Here is a 19,752-nt window from a genome sequence, read left to right as displayed (position 1 = left end):
GCTGCCGGGCACTCTCGTCCTTATGGTTTACGATTGGTCATCAGGATCGCTAAACGATCTTTGAACCTTAGGTATTTCTTAAGCATAGACAGTAATCATAGCGGGTAGAAACCAACAGGTGCTCCAGCGTTCCGGAGCGCCGCTCAGCGCCTTGTTTCGGCGCTCCCGGATATGAGCGTCCGCGGTACAGGTTCATTTGTATCAGTTGCGTATTGTTGTGTTCGGAGTTCAGTACCCGTGAGTATTTATCGGCGCACCTCGGTGGATGCCGCACTTTATGTATTGCGCGACATCAGTCGCGACATGACGAAGACCCAGAGGCAGGTCACGACCGGGCTCCGGGTGGAAAAAGCGTCTGACAATGGTGCCTATTGGGCGATCAGTTCGACACTCAAGACGGATCAGAAAGCGCATTCGGCCATCCGGGATGCGCTGGGTCTGGCGGCTGCAACGATGGGCACCGCCTACAATGCCGTCGACAGCGCCATCGATATCGTCAGCCAGATCAAGGCCAAGCTTGTCTCGGCCACGGAATCGGGTGTCGACAAGGACAAGATCAATACGGATATATCGCAGTTGAAGGATCAACTGCGCTCAGTCGCGCAGTCGGCGAGCTTCAACGGCGACAACTGGGTCACGCTCAGCGACGGCGACGACCCGACCAAGCCGCGGGAAATCCCGTCGTCCTTCATCCGATATTCTGATGGGCGCGTTGAGGTCAGCACGCTCAGTTACGAGGTCGATCTGGCGCCGGTCGACTCCACGACATCGGCGGATGCTCGCTACCTCATCGATGACCGGAGCGGTGGTTCCGGCGACTACGGAGCGCTGACATCAGAGCATTTCGCCACCGAGGTCGGGGCCTCGCAGAACTACGTCATGCTGTCGAGCGCAGGTGCCTCGGGGAGCCAGGTCGAGATCGGTGTCTCGAACGCGACCACCGACGACCAGGTGAAGGAAATGGTCACCGTCGTCGACAAGATGCTCAACCAGATGACAACCGTCGGAACGGCCTTCGGCGCACTGGAGAAGCGGATCAGCATTCAAAGCGATTTCGCGCAGAGCATGGAGGATTCCTATTCTCGCGGTATCAGCCGCATGATCGATGCCGACATGGAGGAGCAGGCGAGCCGCCTCAAGGCGCTTCAGACGCAGCAGCAGCTTGGTATGCAATCGCTGAACATCGCCAACGCGACCTACGATACAGTCCGTCAGTTGTTCCAGAATCTATAGCGCGACCGCCATCGCGCGCCAGGAAGCCCGCCCTCGTGCGGGCTTCATTTTTGACCGTTTCAGACATTTACGGTTTCTGGTCTGTGCAATTGATCGAAATTTAAGTATCGAGTGCGGACGCTTCATCTTGTTGCCGCATTCCTTAATACTGCTCGCATCACCATCGAACTGGAGATACGCCTGCTCATGATCAAGAAAATCATACTTCTGTCTGTTGCCGCAGCTTACCTTAGTGCATGCACCACAACCGACCCGTATACGGGCGAGCAGAAGATGTCGAACACGGCGGGCGGTGCCATGCTTGGCGCTGGTGTCGGCGCACTTGCCGGCCTTGCCGTGGGCGGCTCCGCGCATGGACGCCGCAATGCCGCTCTGATCGGCGCAGGCGTCGGCGCTCTGGCGGGTGGCGCGATCGGTAATTACATGGACCAGCAGGAAGCCGAGCTTCGTCAGCAGCTTGAAGGCACCGGCATCTCCGTGACGCGTCGCGGCGACAGCATCATCCTGAACATGCCGTCGAACATCACCTTCGACGTCGACCAGGACGCCGTAAAGCCGGGCTTCTACCCGACCCTGAATTCGGTCGCCATCGTCCTGCGGAAGTTCAACCGCACGCTGATCGACATCAACGGCCATACCGATTCGACCGGCAGCCTGCAGCACAACCAGGATCTGTCGCAGCGTCGCGCGGAATCGGTTGCGGGTTATCTCGGCGGCCAGGGCATCGACGCCCGCCGCGTTTCGGCTGTCGGCTTCGGCCCATCGCAGCCGGTCGCTTCGAATGCGACGGAAGCCGGACGCGCGCAGAACCGCCGCGTCGAGATCCAGATCGCGCCTGTCACGCAGGGCTGATCCAGCTCTCTTCGATTGAAGCGGCCGGGCTTGCGCCCGGCCGTTTTTTATTGGTGCATCGTTGCGCCCTTGGTGATCTTGTCGACAATCTTCTTGTCCGCTCTCATGGCGATCCCGACCACCTTGGCGTCCTCGGGACCGTAGTTGGCGAAGACAGCGCGATTTGCGGCATCATGGCCGGTCGAAAACATCTCTTCGATGAAAAGCGAAGAGGTCACGTCCCGCTCAAGTGCGCGGCGGTGTATTGTCGAGATGGTCGCTTCGTCTGCGGATAGGACGATGATCGGCTGGATCGAGAGAGCGTTGTAGGTGTTGCCGGCTCGGTCCTTGTAGGGTTCGCCGATGATCTCAGGCGTTTGTCCTGCCACGCCGCTCATCAGGAAGGCGGTGACGTTGAGCTTTTGCCAGGACGCAAGATTGTTTCGCAGTACAATCGCAATTTTGGTATCGAACATGCCAGTTTCTTTCGTGCGAGGTGTTCTCGTTGAGCCAGGATGTAAACAACCACGTCTTCCAGGGTCTTGAACGTTTGTGCATCGATGGCGGCGCGGACGAGATCGCGACTGCGCCCGTCTTTCCGGGGATCGAGCGGATCGAAGCCCGGTTTCACGGCAATGCCTTCGAGCCGCATCGTCACGATACCTATGCGCTTGGCGTGACGATCAAGGGCATCCAGACCTTTTCCTATCGAGGCGAACGTCGGTTCAGCCTTCCGGGACAGGTTATCGTCTTGCATCCCGATGAAGAGCACGATGGTGGGGCGGGTACCGATGACGGCCTTCAATACCGCATGCTTTATCTGGAGCCGGCCCTGCTGATCGAGTGCATGGATGCGGCAAAGGCCGCGTTGCCGTTCGTCGCCGATCCCGTCATCAATGACGAGGCGCTGGCGGGCACGTTGCTGGCTGCCTTGTCAGAGCTGGATCGCGAGCTTGACGAGCTATTCGTCGATGACTTCCTGGCCCGTGTTGCCACGATGCTCGCGGGGCATGGACGCCTGCCGATGCGCTCGCTTGGTCTGATCGCGTGGCAGAGGGCGCGTGAGGCGCGCGACTATCTGGAGGACAACCTCGACAGGGCGGTCAGTTCCGTCGAACTCGAGAAGGCGACGGGGCTCGATCGCTTTACGCTTTCCCGCCATTTCAGGGCGGCCTTTGCGACCAGTCCGCACCGCTACCTGCTGATGCGGCGGCTTCAGAAAGCGCGTCTTTTGATAGGTGCAGGAGAGACGCTGGCGGATGTCGCAGCAGCGACCGGCTTTGCGGATCAGAGCCACTTCAATCGCCATTTCAAGAAGACATACGGGATGACACCGGGCAGTGGGTCGGTCTCAGGCGGGATTTTCCGCAAGCCCCGATCGCCTTGCGATGAAGCGCGCCAGCATCGGTCCGGTGAAAAGGATGATGAGAAAGCGGCCGGTCTGCATCGCCATCACGAAGGGCACATCGACGTCGCTGGAGGCAGCGATGATGGCAACGGAGTCGGCTCCGCCGGGGCTCGTTGCCAGATAGGCCGTCAGAGGATCGACCCCGGCGAACTTATGCAGGGCGAAGGCCATGCAGCCGCAGAGAGACATCAGCAGCAAGATGGACGCGGCGACACGCGGAAGCGCCCTGGCAGCATGCATGATGATGCTTCGGGTGAAGCGCAATCCGATGTTCCAGCCGATCAATGCGTAGCTGATGGCCAGCAGCCACATCGGCAACTCGATCTTCAGAAGACCAAAGCCCTGCAGCAGCGAGCCTGCTATCAGCGGGAGAATGATCGTGCCGCCCTGAATGCGCAGGCGCACAGCCAGAAAGGCACAAAGGCAGGTCAGCGTCACCGTTACCGCAAAGGCGGGCCAGTCGATCGGTGGGAACAGGATCAGCGGTGGCGGCTCGCCGCCGTCGGCGGCAACCCAGAGCCGCGAAACGACGGAGGCTGCCACGGCAACGAAAACGACCCGCAGATACTGCATGAAGGCGACGAGGCGGGCATCGGCGCCGTATTCTTCCGACATGATGACCATTGCCGAGGCAGCCCCCGGCGAGGAGCCCCAGACAGCCGTGGTACCCGGCAAGACCTGCCAGCGCGTGAGCAGCCAGCCGAGCAGGCTGGCAACGACGATCACGGAGAAGATCATCGACAGGAACAGCGGCGCGTCGGCCGCCATTGTCCCGATGATGTCGACCGTGATCGCGCGCGCCATCAGAAAGCCGACCAATGCCTGACCAAAGAGAAGCGGCCAGCGCGGCACGCGAAGCGACCCCTGGCCGATCGTGAGCGCCAGCATGATTGCGGCAACCATCGGCCCGATCAGCAGGGATGCGGGAAGGCCGAGCATTTCCAGCGCCAGGACCAGAGCCGAAGAGATCGCAAGCAACAGTGCCCATCGCGGCAGGCTCGCTTTGCGCAGCAGGCGGCTGGCGTCTTTCAAAGGCAACTTCCCGTGCTTTTGGGTGGCGCATATCCGCGGGGACAGGTGTGACGCGGACTGGCTTTGCTGAACAAGGAACCGGTCGCGCGACCGGACGGCTTTCGGTCGGTATATGCTTCACGGGATCGCAGGGTCAATTGCGAAATCCTACGGGGACGCCCCTCGATCGGCGCGCGTTGGACGGCGGAATTGCCGTGGCTGCGGAATGCGCCCTTCGCAGCGACACTTTCACTAGACAGTCGCGATTCGATGTCCCATACCAAGCTGCCTCCGGGCATTAGCGGTAAGGAGATCAATGAGATGGCGCTCAAGGATGCGAAGGCTGGAAAACGCAACGAGGAGGGGATCTCCGCCGTTCTCGGTATTCTGAAGCAGGGCTTCGGCGAGCGTTTTCAAACAGGCGAGAGCTTCCGTGCGCAGCATGCGCATACGACGACCTATATTCCGGCGCAGCTTCCCGATGGCGTTCTGTTCGCGGAGAGCGCGGACGACGTCAAAGCAGTGGTCAAGGTCTGTGCCGAGCACAAGGTTCCCGTGATCGGCTTTGGCACCGGCTCGTCGCTGGAAGGGCAGGTGAATGCGCCGAACGGTGGCATCTCCATCGACTTCAGCCGGATGAACCGTATTCTCCAAGTGAACCCCGAGGATCTGGATTGCACGGTTGAGCCGGGTGTCACCCGCGAGCAGCTGAACACATATTTGCGTGACACCGGGCTCTTCTTTCCGATCGATCCCGGCGCAAACGCCTCGATCGGCGGCATGACATCGACTCGGGCTTCCGGAACCAACGCAGTTCGCTATGGAACGATGAAGGACAACGTGCTTGCGGTCACCGTGGTCACCGCGAACGGCGAGGAAATCCGGACCGCTCGGCGCGCACGCAAATCCTCGGCAGGCTATGATCTGACCCGGCTCTTCGTCGGCGCCGAAGGGACGCTCGGCATTCTGACGTCGGTAACGCTGCGGCTCCAGGGCATTCCGCAGAAGATCGGCGGCGGGGTTTGCGCGTTTCCAAGCGTGACCGCTGCCTGCGACGCCGTGATCATGACGATCCAGATGGGCATTCCCGTCGCCCGCATCGAGATCCTCGACGCGTTGCAGATCCGGGCCTGTAATGCCTATTCGAAGCTTGAATACGAGGAGACGCCGACGTTGTTCCTCGAGTTCCACGGGACGGATGAGACGGTCGCGCTGCAATCCGAACAGTTTGCAGAGATTGCGGCCGAGTGCGGTGGCGGCGAATTCAAATGGACTGTCAACGCCGAGGAGCGAAACAAGCTCTGGAAGGCTCGCCACGATGCCTATTGGGCGTCGCGCGCGTTGGCGCCCGAGATGGCGGCTCTTTCAACCGATGTCTGCGTACCGATATCGCGGCTTGCGGAGTGCATCGGTCAGACCCAAGCCGATATCGAGGAGCACGGTTTGCTCGCGATGATCGTCGGGCATGCGGGAGACGGGAACTTTCACGTGTTGCTGCTGTTCGATGACAAGACGGCTGAAGGGATCGCGGTGGCCGAGGCGTTCGTCGCGCGGTTGAACGCGCGGGCGTTGGCGATGGACGGAACCTGCACCGGGGAGCACGGAATAGGGCAGGGGAAGATGGCTTTCCTCGAAGAGGAGCTTGGCGGTGCCGTCGATCTGATGCGTCACGTCAAGCAGGCTCTCGATCCGGATAACATCTTCAATCCCGGAAAGATTTTCCATTCTGCCTGAAAAACAACATTGTGTTGATCATGGCTTGCTTGTGGTGCGGATACCACTAGACACAGGTGATCGCGTAGAGAATCGAGCCGCCGGCAAGAGCGTGTCTCCAAAGCAGGGAAATAGAGCAGGATGTTGCCCGAAAGCCGCTTCACACTTTTTGGTTTCATGCTCTAGTGTTCGCGTTGGTATCCCGAATGGAGAGTAGGTAATTTGCTAGGCCGGTTCCTTGTCGTGCTGGGCGGACTGATCGTGGTGGTGCTGTTCGTGGCACTGCTGGCTCCGCTTTTTATCGATTGGACCGACTTCAGGAAGAACTTCGAGGATCAGGCCAGCCGCATCATCGGCAAGAAGGTCGTGGTGCACGGCGCTGTCGACGCGCGGCTGCTTCCTTTCCCCTCGGTGACCATGCATGACGTTCGCGTCGGTCGGGAGCCGGACGGTTCGCCGATCGTGCAGGTCGAACAGTTCTCCATGGATGCCGAGCTTGCACCGTTCCTGTCTGGCGAAGCGCTGATTTTCGACATGCGGGTGGTGAACCCGAAGGTAAAGCTGCGTCTCCTCAAGGATGGGACGCTCGATTGGACCCATGGCAGCCAGCCTGAGATTCCGGCCAAGACCGTTGTCCTCGAGAACGTTCACGTCAGCGGCGGCGATGTCCAGTTCATCGACGACCAATCCGGCCGATCGCGGCATGTGACCGGTCTCAATGCCGAGATGTCAGCCAAGTCGCTGGCCGGTCCCTGGAGGATCGAGGGTGATGCGGCGCTCGATGGCGAGCATGGCAAATTCCTGATATCGAGCAACCAGCCCGATGAAAGCGGTGTGCTCAGGATGCGCACGCGCCTCGAGCCGGACAAACATCCCGTGTCTGTCGATCTCGATGGCGAACTGAAGCTGATCGACCAGAAGCCGAACTATCAGGGAACGGTGTCGGCGGCGATCGAGTCGAACGACAAGAAGGCCGACAAGAACTACGTTCCACCGCGGATGAAGGGGAAGTTCGAGCTTACCAACGAGAGCATTCGCATCCCCGAATACCGGCTGGAAATCGGCTCGCAGCAGGATCCTTATGTCATTACCGGCGAAGCGACGCTCGATACCGGCGGCAAGCCGCAGTTCCTGCTGACGGCCGACGGCCAGCAGATCGACGTCAACCGGATCGGCAATCAGGGTGCCGGCGGAAAGACGGCGCGCGACCCCGCCCTGTCGGCGCGTCAGCGGCTGAACTCGCTGGTGCGGATTGTTTCGCAGGTTCCGATCCCACAGGTGCCGGGCAAGGCAAGCGTCAGGCTGCCGGCGATCGTTGCCGGCGATACGACCATCCGCGACGTGCAGCTCGACCTTGAACCAGCTGCCAACGGCTGGACGATCGACAACGCGGTGGGAACGCTGCCGGGGCGCACGCTGGTCGAAGGAAACGGCAAACTCAATCTGCAGGGCGAGGCGTCCTTCGCCGGGCAGGTGACCGTCGCCTCCAAGCAGCCGACGGGGCTCGCGTCCTGGCTTGCCGGATCGGTCGATCCCGCCATCCGTCAGCTGCGCCAGGCGGGCTTCTCGGCCGATGTCAGCCTGACCCATGACCGGCAAACATTCGACAATCTCGAAATCGCGGTGGGCGCCGCGACCCTGAAGGGCAAGCTGGACCGGCAGGCGGTCGCTAATCAGACGCCGACGCTCGATGTTTCGCTGGCAGGCGATGCGCTCGACCTCGATGCCTTGAGGGCGTTGACCGGGCTTTTCACCGGCGAGGATGCCGGCGACAACGTGCTGGATCACAAGATCAAGGCGCAGCTGAAGGCGGACAAGTTCACTGCATTCGGTGTCGAGGCCGGGGATGTCGAAACGAATTTCACAATTGCCGATGGCGCGCTCTCCCTCGAGAAGCTTGCCGTCAAGAATTTGGCCGGCGCCGAGTTCACGGCTACCGGCCGGGCCGAAGGTTCGCTGCTGGACTACAAGGGGTCCGGAGAGATCACCTTCAAGTCCGCCGATCCCGCCCCTTCTTTACGATGCTGAAGCAGAAGCTGCCGCAACATCCCGTCATGGATCGCCTGGTGCGCAATGCAGCCTGGTACACCAACACAGCGCTGCGCGGAGCCGTTACGCTCGGCGGAGAGCAGGGCGATGGGCTGACCGTCACGCTTGCCGGGGTTGCGAATGGCAGCCGCGTCAATCTCGACTACCGCATGTCGGATTTGCTTGCCTTGACCGGCAAGGGAACCACCAGCCTTGAGGCCACGCTTGAGAACACGGTGACGTCGATCCTCTTCGGGCAGGCGGGGCTTGATCCGTTGCCTGTCGACGCCGATGCCAACGGCCGTATGACGCTCAAGGTTCAGGCGGAGGACAACGACCCTGCTGACGCGGCCCTGACCTTTGCCACCGACCGCACCTCGTTTACCGCGAGCGGCAAGGTCGATGTTCATCCTCAGGCGTTCATGAACGGCCAGCTCAAGGTTTCGCTCGAAAGCGCGGATCTGGATCCCTACCTCGTGATGAACGGGCTCGGGGTGCCGCAGATCGGCACCGGTCTGCCGTTCAAGCTTACGACGACGGCGACCGTCGACAGCGACAAGATCGTCCTTGGCGATATCGCCGGCCATGCCGCGGATAACGAGTTCGGCGGCGCGCTGACACTGGATCGCAAGGCAGAGAAGTCGACTGCCACGGGCGAGCTGTCGCTGAGCAAGGCGGACGCGACCTGGCTCGGCGAAGCGATCTATGGGCCGATGACGGATGGAGCCACGGGCAACCTTTCCGGCGCGGCTCTCGGCCTGCCGGCGCTGAAGGATGTGGACGTCAATCTGAAGCTTTCCGCCAAGCAGTTCTGGCCGGGATGGTCGAGCCCGCTGACCGACTTCACCTCTGACGTCGTCTACAAGGGCGACGAGCTGCAGCTCAAGGACATCAAGGCGGGCTGGGACGGCGGTACCATAAATGGCAACCTGCTGTTCACGAATGCCGATGGGACCGGCTTCTTCCAGACGAAGATGACGCTTGCTGATACCGACCTCGGCGGCGTCGTATGGTCACGTGACGGCTCGCCGCTGGCGGATGGAAAGTTCGGACTTTCCATGTCGCTCGAGGCGTCCGGCAAGTCCGTCAACGATATCGCGGCCGCGCTCAACGGTTCGGGAACGCTGAGCCTCGGTAATACCACTGTGCGCGGGCTCAACCTCGGAATGCTCGCACCTCTGCAGGCAGCGACGGACCCGATGCAGGACCAGCTCAACGCCGGCAAGGTGCACCCGATCATCGAGACCCTGCTGAACAATGGTGAGGCCAAACTTCCGCCTGCGAATATCCCGTTCAACATCACCGACGGCGTGCTGCGCGTCCAGAACGTCAGTGTGGCCACGGACCAGGCGAAGCTGCTCGGCAACGCGCAGATCGATCTTCCGCAGGAGCGCATCAGCGCTTCGTTGAATATCGCGCTCAACGCCGCCGGTGACGCCTTGCCGGGTGCCGAGCCTGCCGTGAGACTGGATTTTTCCGGTCAGCTAGGATCGCCCGGCCGAGTGATGGATGTCACCGACATCACCGGCTATCTGTCTCTGCGCGCCTTCGAGCGCGAACGCCGTCGCGTCGAGCGGCTGCAGTCCAATGTCCTCGAAAAGCAACGGCTGAGGCGCGAGGCAGCGCTCTACAAGTTCAACGACGCCGAGCGCGAGAAGGCGGCTGCGATCGAAGCGCAGCGCAGCGCCGAGGAACAGCGCCTGAGAGCTCTTGCCGCGCAGGCGGAGCGTGAAAAGGCGGAGGCCGAGGCGAAAGCAAAAGCCGAGGCTGAAGCGAAGGCAAAGGCTGAAGCAGATGCGCGCGCCAGAGCGAAGGCCGAGGAAGACGCAAAGGCTGCCGCGGAGGCAGCACGTCGCGCGCAGCAGCAGCTTGAAACGCCGCCGCAGAATTCGCTCAATTTCAAGACGATACCCGGTCTGCCTGGCGTTCAGATGCCGCAGTGATCGGACGCGCGTTGCGGCCTGGCGACCTCGACGGGTGGAGACGTTGTTCATGGCGACAGTGTTGTGTGATGATCTTCGCCGTGGACGAGCGTTGTAATCAGGCGTCGTTCGAATTCGGCCGCAACGTTGCGCCTTTCCCGGATTTCAGCCACGCGAGAACCTGAACGCGGAGCGCCGACGACAGATTGCTGTCAGGGTCCCGCTGATCGTCGATTTCTGAAATCAGGGCGGCAAGAGAAATCGCGCGCGCTTCGGCAATCGCGTTCAGCTCCGTCCAGAACTCGTCTTCAAGCGAGATGCTCGTGCGATGTCCGTGCAGTGTTGCCGAGTGCTTGCGGATCATTGATTTGGCGCGGCTATACCAAGCATGAGGGAGGCAAGGCGGGATAGGGGAACGCGTACGGCACGATGTTCATTCCGGCCGCGGGCGGAATCATTCCTTGTCGCCGCTCTTCTCGATATGACCCTCTCGATGCGCGCGATCGGCCTTCTCGTTCAGCGCCGTTGTGAGCTGCTTCTCGGTTTTCGAGCGCCCGAAGGAAATGCGATTCTGCTCGGCCTGCTTCTCTTTCTCGGAGCGGGCCTGCTTTTTTCGGAACTGGCGGAGATTGATGATTTCGGCGCTCACGCTTGCCTCCGACGAAAAAGGGAAGCTGATGCTTCCCTTGAAATTTCTACTGCTTCTTGCGGAAAGCGTCGAGCGAGACGACGGAGCCCTGCTTCTTTTCCTCGCCCTCCGCGGGCTTTGCGGAAGCGTCCTCGGTCTTTTCGGCGGCGACCGGATAGGCGGTGATCTCACCGGCGGGGAGCTCCTCGCCATCCGCCAGCGGCACGTCGAACTCGAGCTCGAAGTTGACCGAAGGGTCATAGAAGCCGCGAATCGCGTTGAACGGAATCACAAGCTTTTCGGGAACGTCGGAGAAGGACAGGCCGATCTCGAATCCCGAATCAGTAACTTTCAATTCCCAGAACTGGTGCTGGACGACGATCGTCATCTGTTCCGGATACTTGGACTTCAGCATCTGGGATATGCGCACACCCGGAGCGCCGGTCAGGAATGTGATGAAGAAATGATGCTCACCCGGCAGGCGGCCCGTTGCAGCGACTTCGGACAATACCTTACGGATCACGCCGCGCAGCGCGTCCTGTGCCAGAATGTCGTAACGGATATGATCCTGCCCCATACTTTCCTGTCTTTCGTTGTTCCGGCATCTTGTCCCAAGGCTATATGCCACGCCGGGGCGGCTTGGAAAAGCCCGAAGCCGAGTCGTAGTTTCGCAAATCATACATGATTTAAACGGGAGCGAGAAGGTGAAGGCTTCTGTTGCCAGGTGCCTTCGGACCCCGCCTTAAGGGGCTAACCCTAAGGACTTAGAGCGGAATTCCCGCACCGCCATTAGGCAGCGAGAGCGTATTCCTTAGCGTTGTTGTCGTTTGCAACTACACTTTTGACCCGATAACGGCGGTATCATGCCGAGCAAAAAGTCGATCTTTACACCCTTGTCGATCCTATTTCGCCCCCATCAAAAGCCGGCCGCGACCATAGTCTTTCCGCCGGTTTTTGGTGGAGGCGCCGGGTACCGCCCCCGGGTCCAATAGGTTTATTCCATCGCTCATTTATCGCCATAGCCGGTCCGAGAACCGGCAAGGCTGATATAGTGTTTTCCGTGTTGGATGGGAAGAGGGCACGTCATAAAAGCGTCTTTTCAAAGCGCGAGCGCGCCGAACTCGGGTGAGCCGGACGATTTGCCGGGATAATGCATGCGCCGCGATTGGTTTCGATCCCAGGAAGGCTTAAATAGACCGTAACGAAAACGGGTGGCGGACGATGAAGCAGTACCTCGATCTTTTGACGCATGTGATGGAAACGGGCAGCGATCGCGGCGATCGCACCGGGACGGGCACGCGTTCCGTCTTCGGCTATCAGATGCGCTTCGATCTCGAGGAAGGGTTTCCGGTTCTGACGACCAAGAAGCTCCACCTTCGTTCGATCATCCATGAGCTCCTGTGGTTCCTCAAGGGTGAGACCAACATCGGCTACCTGAAGGAAAACGGCGTATCGATATGGGACGAGTGGGCCGATGAGAACGGCGATCTTGGACCCGTCTACGGCGCGCAGTGGCGTTCGTGGCCGGCTCCCGACGGTGGACATATCGATCAGATCGCCAATCTGGTGCAGGGGATCATCAAGAATCCGAACTCCCGGCGGCATATCGTGTCGGCCTGGAACCCGGCCGAGGTCGACAGCATGGCGCTTCCGCCCTGTCATTGCCTCTTCCAGTTCTATGTCGCCGACGGAAAGCTTTCCTGTCAGCTTTATCAGCGCTCGGCAGATATCTTCCTCGGGGTCCCATTCAATATCGCCTCCTACGCGTTGCTGACGATGATGGTCGCGCAGGTGACGGGGCTGAGACTGGGTGATTTCGTTCACACGCTTGGGGATGCGCATCTCTACCAAAACCATTTCGAGCAGGCGAAGCTGCAACTGACGCGTAGCCCGAAGCCTTTGCCTTTCATGCGGCTCAATCCTGATGTGAGGGACATCTTCGGGTTCAAGTTCGAGGATTTCGAGCTGATCGGCTACGAAGCTGATGCCAGCATCAAGGCGCCGATTGCGGTCTGAGCAGGGAAGCCCATGTCCTCCATCCGCAAGACGATCGTGGTTGCCGTTGCCGAGAACGGTGTGATTGGCCGGGATGGCGACATGCCCTGGAGGCTGTCGACCGATCTCAAGAGGTTCAAGGCGATCACGCTTGGAAAGCCTGTGATCATGGGGCGCAAGACCTATGATTCGATTGGCAAGCCGTTGTCGGGTCGTCCGAACGTGGTCATCACGCGGGGCGCTGCAATCGACCATCCCGACGTCACGACGGTGAGTTCCCTGGCGGAGGCTATTTCTTCCGCGGAAGCGCTCGCACGTGAGAGCGGGCAGGACGAGGTCTGCATCATCGGGGGAGGCCAGATCTACGCGCAGGCTCTCGCTCTCAGCGACCGACTCTGCATAACGCATGTCGAAACCGTCGTCGAAGGCGATGCCGTCTTTCCTTCGATCGATCCTAGCATCTGGCGTGCAGGCGAAACAATCGCGGTGCCGGCTGGCGAGAAAGACAGCTATCCGACGCGTTTCGTCGTCTACGACCGCCGCTAAAGGCCTAAAACAGAATATTTTCCAATAAATATCGCCAAGTTCCTGATGTCGCGTTGAAAGCGGATGCTGCGATACTTATAACGGTCACGATCGCAGTATCCGTCGCCCCCGTGGGTTCCGCGATCCAACAGTTAAACGAACAACGAGGTTTTGATGCCCTGGAGCAATCAGAATGGCGGCGGCGGCCCTTGGGGCGGCGGCGGCGGTAACAATCAGGGACCATGGGGGCAGGGACCGAACCGTCCTCGCGGTGGCGGCGGCGGAAAAGGTGGTCCACCGGATCTTGAAGACATCATCCGGCGCGGTCAGGACCAGTTGCGCGGCATCGTGCCGGGCGGGTTCAACGGCGGCGTTGCGCTGATTATCATAGCGATCGTCGCGATCTTCTGGCTTTTCCAGTGCATCTACATCGTCCAGCCCGACGAGCGCGGGGTCGAACTCCGCTTCGGTCAGCCGAAGCAGGAAGTGTCCATGCCGGGGCTGCATTTCCATCTATGGCCGATGGAGACGGTCGAGACCGTCAAGGTTACGGTTCAGCAGCAGAACATCGGCGCGACGTCGGCTTCGTCGTCCAGCGGCCTGATGCTTTCGGGCGACCGCAGCGTCATCAATGTTCAGTTCGCAGTCTTCTTCACGGTCAGCGATCCGAAGGCCTATCTTTTCAACGTCGAGAATCCGGCCGAAACGCTGCAGCAGGTCGCCGACAGCGCGATGCGTGAAATCGTCGGCCGCCGTCCGGCGCAGGATGCGTTCCGCAGCAATCGTCAGCCGATCGAGACCGATGTGATCAACATCGTCCAGGGCACGATGGACCGCTATCATGCGGGCATCACCGTGACCGGCGTTACGATCCAGAACGTTGCGCCTCCGCGCGAAGTTGCCGATGCCTTCGAAGAAGTGCAGCGCGCCGGTCGTGACCGCGACAGCACGATCGAAGAAGCCAACCGCTACACCAACCAGCGTCTCGGCCAGGCTCGCGGTGAAGCCGCGCAGATTCGCGAAGATGCCGCGGCCTACAAGGACCGCGTGGTCAAGGAGGCGGATGGTGAAGCCCAGCGCTTCTCCGCCATCAACGACGAGTACTCCAAGGCTCCCGACGTGACGCGCAAGCGCCTTTTCCTCGAAACGATGGAGCAGGTGCTGAAGAATTCGAAGAAGATCGTGATCGACGAGAAGCAGGGGGTCGTTCCCTACCTGCCGCTCAACGAGATCAGCAAGCCGTCGCAGCAGGGAGGTTGAACCATGACATCGAATAAGCTTCCCGCCTTCCTGATCGCCTTGGCGGTCGTTCTCTTCTTCGTCTATTCGTCGATCTTCGTGGTGAATGCCCGCGAGCAGGCCATTGTGGTCCGCTTCGGTCAGATCCAGTCGGTCAAGACCGAACCGGGCCTCTACTTCAAGCTGCCCTTCGCGTTCATGGACGCCGATCGGGTACAGTATGTCGAGAAGCAGGCGCTGCGCCTCGACCTCGATAACATCCGCGTGCAGGTGCAGGACGGTCAGACCTTCGATGTCGATGCGTTCGTGATCTACAACATCGCCGATGTCCGCCGCTTCCGCGAAACGGTCTCTGGCGATCGCGAGGCTGCGGAGGCACGTCTTCGGGCCCAACTCGACTCGTCCCTGCGCCGCGTCTACGGTCTGCGCGACTACAATGCCGCTCTTTCGGAAGAGCGCGTCGCGATGATGCTGGAGATCCGTGACGACCTTCGGACCGATGCGGAAAACCTCGGACTGAACATCGACGACGTCCGTATCCGCAGAACCGATCTGTCGCCCGAGGTTGCACCGAACACATACAACGCCATGCGTTCCGAACGACTGGCCGAGGCAGAGCGTATTCGTGCATCCGGTAACGAAGAAGGCCAGCGCCGCCGCGCCATCGCGGATCGCCAGGTCGTGGAGATCACCGCGGAAGCCCAGCGCGACTCCGAAATTCTTCGCGGTCAGGGCGACGCCGAGCGTAACCGGGTCTTCGCAGATGCGTTCGGAAAGGATCCGTCCTTCTTCGAATTCTACCGCTCGATGTCGGCCTATTCCTCCGCGCTTTCGTCGCCGGATACGACGCTCGTCCTGTCGCCGACTTCGGAGTTCTTCCGCTTCTTCAACGATGCCAACGGAAAGAAGCCAACGCCTCCGGCAGCTGCTCCTGCCGCGCCCGCGAATTGACCTTCGCCGAGGGTATCGAAAAACGAATAGAAGGGGCCGGCTCACCGCCGGCCCCTTTGTTTTAATGGGATTTTTAGGGCCATAAGGCTTGCCGGATTGGTCTCCTTCAGAGATTGCGCGGGATTTCGCGAAAAGGTGATTTCACCCTCCATCATTCCGCCGTATGCTCATGATCAGTGTGCTTTTTTATGTGACATGAGGATGCTTGATGGCCCCCACGATACGCCCGACCTTCAGACGATCGCTCGCTCTCTTGGCCGGCGCAGCATTTCTGGCGAATATCAGTTTTGCCGGGGTGGTTCATGCACAAGCGACGCCGCCGACGAACGGTCCGGCGTCTGTCGCTGATCTGGCTCAGGGGCTGCTTGACGCGGTCGTCAATATCTCGACATCACAGAACGTCAAGGACGACGAGGGCGCCGGGCCTGCTCCGCGTGCGCCCGATGGCTCGCCCTTCCAGGAGTTCTTCAACGACTTCTTCAACAAGCAGAAGGGCAAGCAAGGCGGCAACCACAACGTCAACTCGCTCGGCTCAGGCTTCGTCATCGATCCGCAAGGCTATATCGTCACGAACAACCACGTCATCGAAGGTGCCGACGACATCGAGGTGAATTTTGCCGATGGGAGCAAGCTGAAGGCGAAGCTGATCGGCACCGACACCAAGACCGACCTTTCGGTCCTCAAGGTGGAGCCAAAGACCCCGCTGAAGTTCGTGAAGTTCGGCGATTCCAGCACCATGCGGATCGGCGACTGGGTCATGGCGATCGGCAACCCGTTCGGCTTCGGCGGATCGGTAACCGTCGGCATCATTTCCGGGCGCGGCCGCAACATCAATGCCGGTCCCTATGACAACTTCATTCAGACCGACGCGGCCATCAACAAGGGCAATTCCGGTGGTCCGCTCTTCAACATGAAGGGTGAGGTCATCGGCATCAACACGGCAATCATTTCGCCAAGCGGCGGCTCTATTGGTATCGGCTTCTCGGTGCCGTCGGAGCTCGCCGCCGGTGTCGTGCAGCAGCTGCGCGAATTCGGCGAGACGCGGCGCGGCTGGCTCGGCGTGCGTATTCAGCCGGTGACCGACGATGTTGCCGACAGCCTTGGCCTGTCGAGCGCCAAGGGCGCGCTGGTCGCCGGCGTGATCAAGGGCGGGCCTGTCGACGACGGCTCGATCAAGGCCGGCGACGTCATCCTGAAATTCGACGGCAAGGCCGTCAACGAGATGCGCGATCTGCCGCGCGTAGTCGCCGAGAGCCCTGTCGGAAAGGAAGTCGATGTCGTCGTTCTTCGCGACGGCAAGGAGCAGACCGTCAAGGTCAAGCTCGGTCGACTGGAAGATAGCGACCAGGCTGCGGCCAACGACGCTGACAACAAGGACGGCGTCATCAATCCGGATCCGAACGAGAACCAGGATATGGACGAGCCCGACGACGATCAGGCGCAGCCGGTGCCTGACGGCAAGGGCAAAACGTCCGAGAGCACGCCTGATGCCAAGGCCGATACCAAGAGCGTTCTCGGCCTGTCATTGTCGCTGCTGAGCGCGGAAACCCGGAAGACTTTCGGCATTGCCGAAAGCGTCGACGGCGTGCTCGTGTCCGAAGTCGCGCCGGGGTCGCTTGCTGCGGAGAAGGGGCTAAAGGCTGGCGATGTGATCGTTGAGGTGGCGCAGGAGTTCATGCGCTCGCCGGACGCGGTTGCGGCCAAGGTACAGTCCTTGAAGCAGGAAGGGCGCCGCAACGCTCAGATGATGATCGCGTCCGCGAACGGCGATCTGCGTTTCGTCGCAGTGCCGATGGAATGACGAGACGCGGCATGCGTCATCATCTCGGGAATGACTGAGCGGAGGCGCCTTCCGATGTCGACGCCAACGTCGCGGGTCGGAGCAAGCGTTTCATGTGCGGACGGGCGATCGGTATTACCCGGTCGTTCGATTCCACTGCTGGACACTAATCGCATAGAGAACGTGGCGTTTCAGATGCGGATGCGTGTCAGGCACACGAGGATGGTCGAAATCGCGCTCGGGTTCATGACGCAGGCCAAGCCGACGCATTACGGCGGTGGAACGATGATTGTCGGTGACCGCGAAAGAAACGATTTCGCTTTGATCGAATTGGGTGAAGCCGCGGCGTAAGGCCGCCGCTCCAGCTTCCGTCGCATACCCCTTGCCCCAATGCCGCTTTGCAAGACGCCAGCCGATCTCGATGGCGTCCGGAGGGAGGAACGGTTCAAGTCTGGGTTTCCACAGACCGCAAAAGCCGATCGGCTCGTCCGTCTCCTTGAGGGCGATCGCATAGAAGCCGAGCCCCGTCGTGGTGATGCTATCGCGGATAGTGTCCAGCATGGAATCGGATTCAGCGCGGTCGCGACGCACGGCGAAGAACTCCATCACATCCGGATCGGAATTGATTTCGTGGAAGAGCGGTCGATCCTCGTCAGTCCAATTGCGCAGGCGCAGGCGATGGGTCGTCAGGATCACCGTCATGCGGCGACGAAGTCTGTTTTCCTGTAGCCCTGGATGTAGAGCAGGGCGGTCAGGTCGCCGTGATTGATCTCGATCTTGGCCTCCGCTGCGACAGCGGGTTTGGCATGCAGGGCAACGCCGGAGCCGGCGAGATGCAGCATGCCGAGATCGTTGGCGCCATCGCCGACAGCGATTGCATCGTCAGGCGAGATTCCGAGCTTTTCGGCAATGTCTTCAAGCGCGTCGACCTTGGCCTGCTTGCCGAGGATCGGTTCGGCAACGAAGCCGGTCAGCATGCCGTTTTCCTCAAGCAGTGTATTGGCGCGGTTCTCGTCGAAGCCCAGGGTGGCGCCGATACGGCTGGTGAAAACCGTGAAGCCGCCGGACACAAGCGCCGTGTAGCAGCCCTTGGATTTCATCGTGGCGATCAGCTCCGGGCCGCCCGGGGTCAGGGTGATGCGCTTGGCGATCACTTCGTCGACAACGTAGATGGGCAGACCCTTCAAGAGAGCTACGCGCTCGCGCAGCGCCGGCTCGAAGGCGATCTCGCCGTTCATGGCGCGGGCGGTGATGACCGCCACCTTGTCTTTCAGGCCGACTTCGGCTGCGAGTTCGTCGATGCATTCCTGGCCGATCATCGTCGAATCCATGTCCGCGATCAGCAGCTTCTTGCGACGCGTCTCGGCTTCCTGGATGACGAGATCAACCGGCAATGAGCCGATGATGTCGGCAATCTGCTTTCGTGCATCATCCATATCGCTGCCGTCCCGGAGGGCGATATCGCAGGCAATCCCATCGGCGAGCCAGTAAAGGCCGGATGCGTTCACCGCCTCTGCAGCCCGCTCTGCGACGACAGGCGTTAGAACGGGATTTGACGGATTGGCAATAAGCGTGGCAACGAGAGCCATTATGGAAAACCTTCTTAACCCAACGAACGCGATCCTGATAACCGGCCCGACGGCAAGCGGCAAGTCCGCCCTGGCCGTGGAACTGGCCAAACAGCACGATGGCGTCGTGATCAACGCCGATAGCATGCAGGTCTACGATACACTGCGTATCCTGACGGCGCGGCCCTCGGAAGACGACATGCAAGGCGTTGCCCACTATCTCTACGGCCATGTGCCCGCCGGCAATGCCTATTCGACGGGGGCCTGGCTCCGCGACGTCGGCGCGTTGCTTCCGCGCCTGCGTGCCGAGGGCAAGATGCCGGTATTCGTCGGGGGAACCGGCCTTTATTTCAAAGCGCTGACGGGTGGGCTTTCCGATATGCCTGCCATTCCCGATAGTATCCGCAGCGACCTGCGTGCTCGCCTGTTGGCGGAAGGGCCGCTTGCGCTTCATGCCGAGCTTACTGAGCGCGATCCGCCGGTGGCAGCGACCTTGAACCCCCAGGACGGCCAGCGGATCGTTCGCGCCCTCGAAGTCATCGTCGCCACCGGCCAATCGATTTCAGGCTTTCAGCAGCAGGCCGGATCGGCGCTGATCAACCCGGACGAGGCGCGGAAGATCGTGGTTCTGCCTGAGCGTTCCATCCTGCATGGTCGTATAAACGGCCGCTTCGAAAAGATGCTGGAGGAAGGTGCCGAGGACGAGGTGAAGGCACTTCTGGCTTTGTCTCTATCCGGGGACATGCCGATCATGAAGGCCATCGGGGTTTCGCAGATCGCGGCCATGCTGCGCGGGGAGATGTCGCGAGCCGAGGTCGTCGAAAAGGGAGCGGCGGCAACCCGTCAATATGCCAAGCGGCAGATGACATGGTCTCGCAACCAGATGGACGACAGCTGGGAGCGGCTGAGCTAGCGCCGGA

The 19,752-nt window shown here is 60.6% G+C and carries 16 protein-coding genes, 1 other RNA gene and 2 pseudogenes; 11 read left to right on the top strand and 8 right to left on the bottom strand.

The features are described 5' to 3' along the window. The first annotated feature begins 237 nt into the window (after nucleotides 1-237). Together FZ934_RS09025 and FZ934_RS09020 are read left to right on the top strand one after the other, a co-directional pair. Nucleotides 238-1,233, top strand: a complete 996-nt coding sequence (locus tag FZ934_RS09025) for a flagellin (RefSeq protein ID WP_153270801.1) — start codon at nucleotides 238-240, stop codon at nucleotides 1,231-1,233. 186 nt (nucleotides 1,234-1,419) lie between these two features. Continuing rightward, nucleotides 1,420-2,085 (top strand): OmpA family protein, encoded by a 666-nt coding sequence (locus FZ934_RS09020; RefSeq protein WP_153270800.1) that lies wholly within the window; start codon nucleotides 1,420-1,422, stop codon nucleotides 2,083-2,085. A gap of 47 nt (nucleotides 2,086-2,132) precedes the next feature. Here FZ934_RS09020 and FZ934_RS09015 read toward each other — a convergent pair whose 3' ends face one another. Then, nucleotides 2,133-2,540: a DUF2000 family protein gene (locus tag FZ934_RS09015; protein WP_153270799.1), complete on the bottom strand. Its 408-nt coding sequence runs from the start codon at nucleotides 2,538-2,540 to the stop codon at nucleotides 2,133-2,135. A 29-nt stretch (nucleotides 2,541-2,569) separates the two neighbouring features. Here FZ934_RS09015 and FZ934_RS09010 point away from each other — a divergent pair. Next, nucleotides 2,570-3,456: pseudogene (locus tag FZ934_RS09010) on the top strand (AraC family transcriptional regulator). Here FZ934_RS09010 and FZ934_RS09005 read toward each other — a convergent pair. After that, nucleotides 3,416-4,510: an AbrB family transcriptional regulator gene (locus FZ934_RS09005; RefSeq protein WP_153270798.1), complete on the bottom strand. Its 1,095-nt coding sequence runs from the start codon at nucleotides 4,508-4,510 to the stop codon at nucleotides 3,416-3,418. The pseudogene FZ934_RS09010 and the gene FZ934_RS09005 sit on opposite strands and share 41 nt — an antisense overlap. A gap of 294 nt (nucleotides 4,511-4,804) precedes the next feature. On the opposite strand from FZ934_RS09005, the gene FZ934_RS09000 reads away from it, so the two are divergent. Further along, nucleotides 4,805-6,217, top strand: a complete 1,413-nt coding sequence (locus FZ934_RS09000) for an FAD-binding oxidoreductase (protein WP_153270797.1) — start codon at nucleotides 4,805-4,807, stop codon at nucleotides 6,215-6,217. Between the two features lie 201 nt (nucleotides 6,218-6,418). Beyond that, a pseudogene (locus FZ934_RS08995) lies at nucleotides 6,419-10,167 on the top strand (AsmA family protein). 97 nt (nucleotides 10,168-10,264) lie between these two features. On the opposite strand, the gene FZ934_RS08990 reads toward FZ934_RS08995, so the two are convergent. The 4 genes from FZ934_RS08990 to ssrA all read right to left on the bottom strand — a co-directional run bounded on the left by FZ934_RS08990 (nucleotide 10,265) and on the right by ssrA (nucleotide 11,852). After that, entirely contained in the window at nucleotides 10,265-10,510 is a 246-nt protein-coding gene (locus FZ934_RS08990; protein WP_153270796.1) for a ribbon-helix-helix domain-containing protein, read from the bottom strand. A gap of 90 nt (nucleotides 10,511-10,600) precedes the next feature. Next, a complete protein-coding gene (locus tag FZ934_RS08985) occupies nucleotides 10,601-10,795 on the bottom strand; it encodes a DUF4169 family protein (RefSeq protein WP_153270795.1) in 195 nt (64 codons plus the stop codon). A gap of 46 nt (nucleotides 10,796-10,841) precedes the next feature. Further along, nucleotides 10,842-11,351, bottom strand: a complete 510-nt coding sequence (locus tag FZ934_RS08980; RefSeq protein WP_153270794.1) for an SspB family protein — start codon at nucleotides 11,349-11,351, stop codon at nucleotides 10,842-10,844. Between the two features lie 126 nt (nucleotides 11,352-11,477). Further along, nucleotides 11,478-11,852, bottom strand: a transfer-messenger RNA (tmRNA) gene (gene ssrA, locus FZ934_RS08975). Between the two features lie 143 nt (nucleotides 11,853-11,995). Here ssrA and FZ934_RS08970 point away from each other — a divergent pair. The 5 genes from FZ934_RS08970 to FZ934_RS08950 all read left to right on the top strand — a co-directional run bounded on the left by FZ934_RS08970 (nucleotide 11,996) and on the right by FZ934_RS08950 (nucleotide 17,285). Beyond that, the gene (locus FZ934_RS08970) at nucleotides 11,996-12,790 is read left to right on the top strand and encodes a thymidylate synthase (RefSeq protein ID WP_153270793.1); all 795 of its coding nucleotides are present in this window, start codon (nucleotides 11,996-11,998) and stop codon (nucleotides 12,788-12,790) included. Nucleotides 12,791-12,802: 12 nt separating this feature from the next. Then, a complete protein-coding gene (locus tag FZ934_RS08965; RefSeq protein ID WP_153270792.1) occupies nucleotides 12,803-13,315 on the top strand; it encodes a dihydrofolate reductase in 513 nt (170 codons plus the stop codon). 153 nt (nucleotides 13,316-13,468) lie between these two features. After that, nucleotides 13,469-14,554 (top strand): FtsH protease activity modulator HflK, encoded by a 1,086-nt coding sequence (gene hflK / locus FZ934_RS08960; protein WP_153270791.1) that lies wholly within the window; start codon nucleotides 13,469-13,471, stop codon nucleotides 14,552-14,554. A gap of 3 nt (nucleotides 14,555-14,557) precedes the next feature. Then, nucleotides 14,558-15,484 carry a protease modulator HflC gene (hflC, locus tag FZ934_RS08955; RefSeq protein WP_153270790.1) on the top strand — a complete coding sequence of 309 codons (927 nt, stop codon included), beginning with the start codon at nucleotides 14,558-14,560 and terminating at the stop codon, nucleotides 15,482-15,484. 208 nt (nucleotides 15,485-15,692) lie between these two features. Further along, on the top strand, nucleotides 15,693-17,285 hold the full coding sequence (locus FZ934_RS08950; RefSeq protein WP_153270789.1) for a Do family serine endopeptidase: 1,593 nt from the start codon (nucleotides 15,693-15,695) through the stop codon (nucleotides 17,283-17,285). Between the two features lie 114 nt (nucleotides 17,286-17,399). Here the strand turns inward: FZ934_RS08950 and FZ934_RS08945 are convergent, their stop codons facing one another. After that, nucleotides 17,400-17,966 (bottom strand): GNAT family N-acetyltransferase, encoded by a 567-nt coding sequence (locus FZ934_RS08945; RefSeq protein ID WP_153270788.1) that lies wholly within the window; start codon nucleotides 17,964-17,966, stop codon nucleotides 17,400-17,402. Next, complete coding sequence (gene serB / locus FZ934_RS08940) at nucleotides 17,963-18,853, bottom strand: phosphoserine phosphatase SerB (protein ID WP_153270787.1); 891 nt, start codon at nucleotides 18,851-18,853, stop codon at nucleotides 17,963-17,965. Before serB ends, FZ934_RS08945 begins: the two co-directional genes overlap by 4 nt. On the opposite strand from serB, the gene miaA reads away from it, so the two are divergent. Beyond that, on the top strand, nucleotides 18,852-19,745 hold the full coding sequence (gene miaA / locus FZ934_RS08935) for a tRNA (adenosine(37)-N6)-dimethylallyltransferase MiaA (RefSeq protein WP_153272403.1): 894 nt from the start codon (nucleotides 18,852-18,854) through the stop codon (nucleotides 19,743-19,745). The genes serB and miaA overlap by 2 nt on opposite strands. The last annotated feature ends 7 nt before the right edge of the window (nucleotides 19,746-19,752 follow it).

It is taken from the genome of Rhizobium grahamii (assembly GCF_009498215.1).
GTDB lineage: Bacteria > Pseudomonadota > Alphaproteobacteria > Rhizobiales > Rhizobiaceae > Rhizobium > Rhizobium grahamii_A.
Note: the sequence above shows the minus strand (reverse complement) of the source record. Positions and strands in the feature narration are given on the sequence as shown.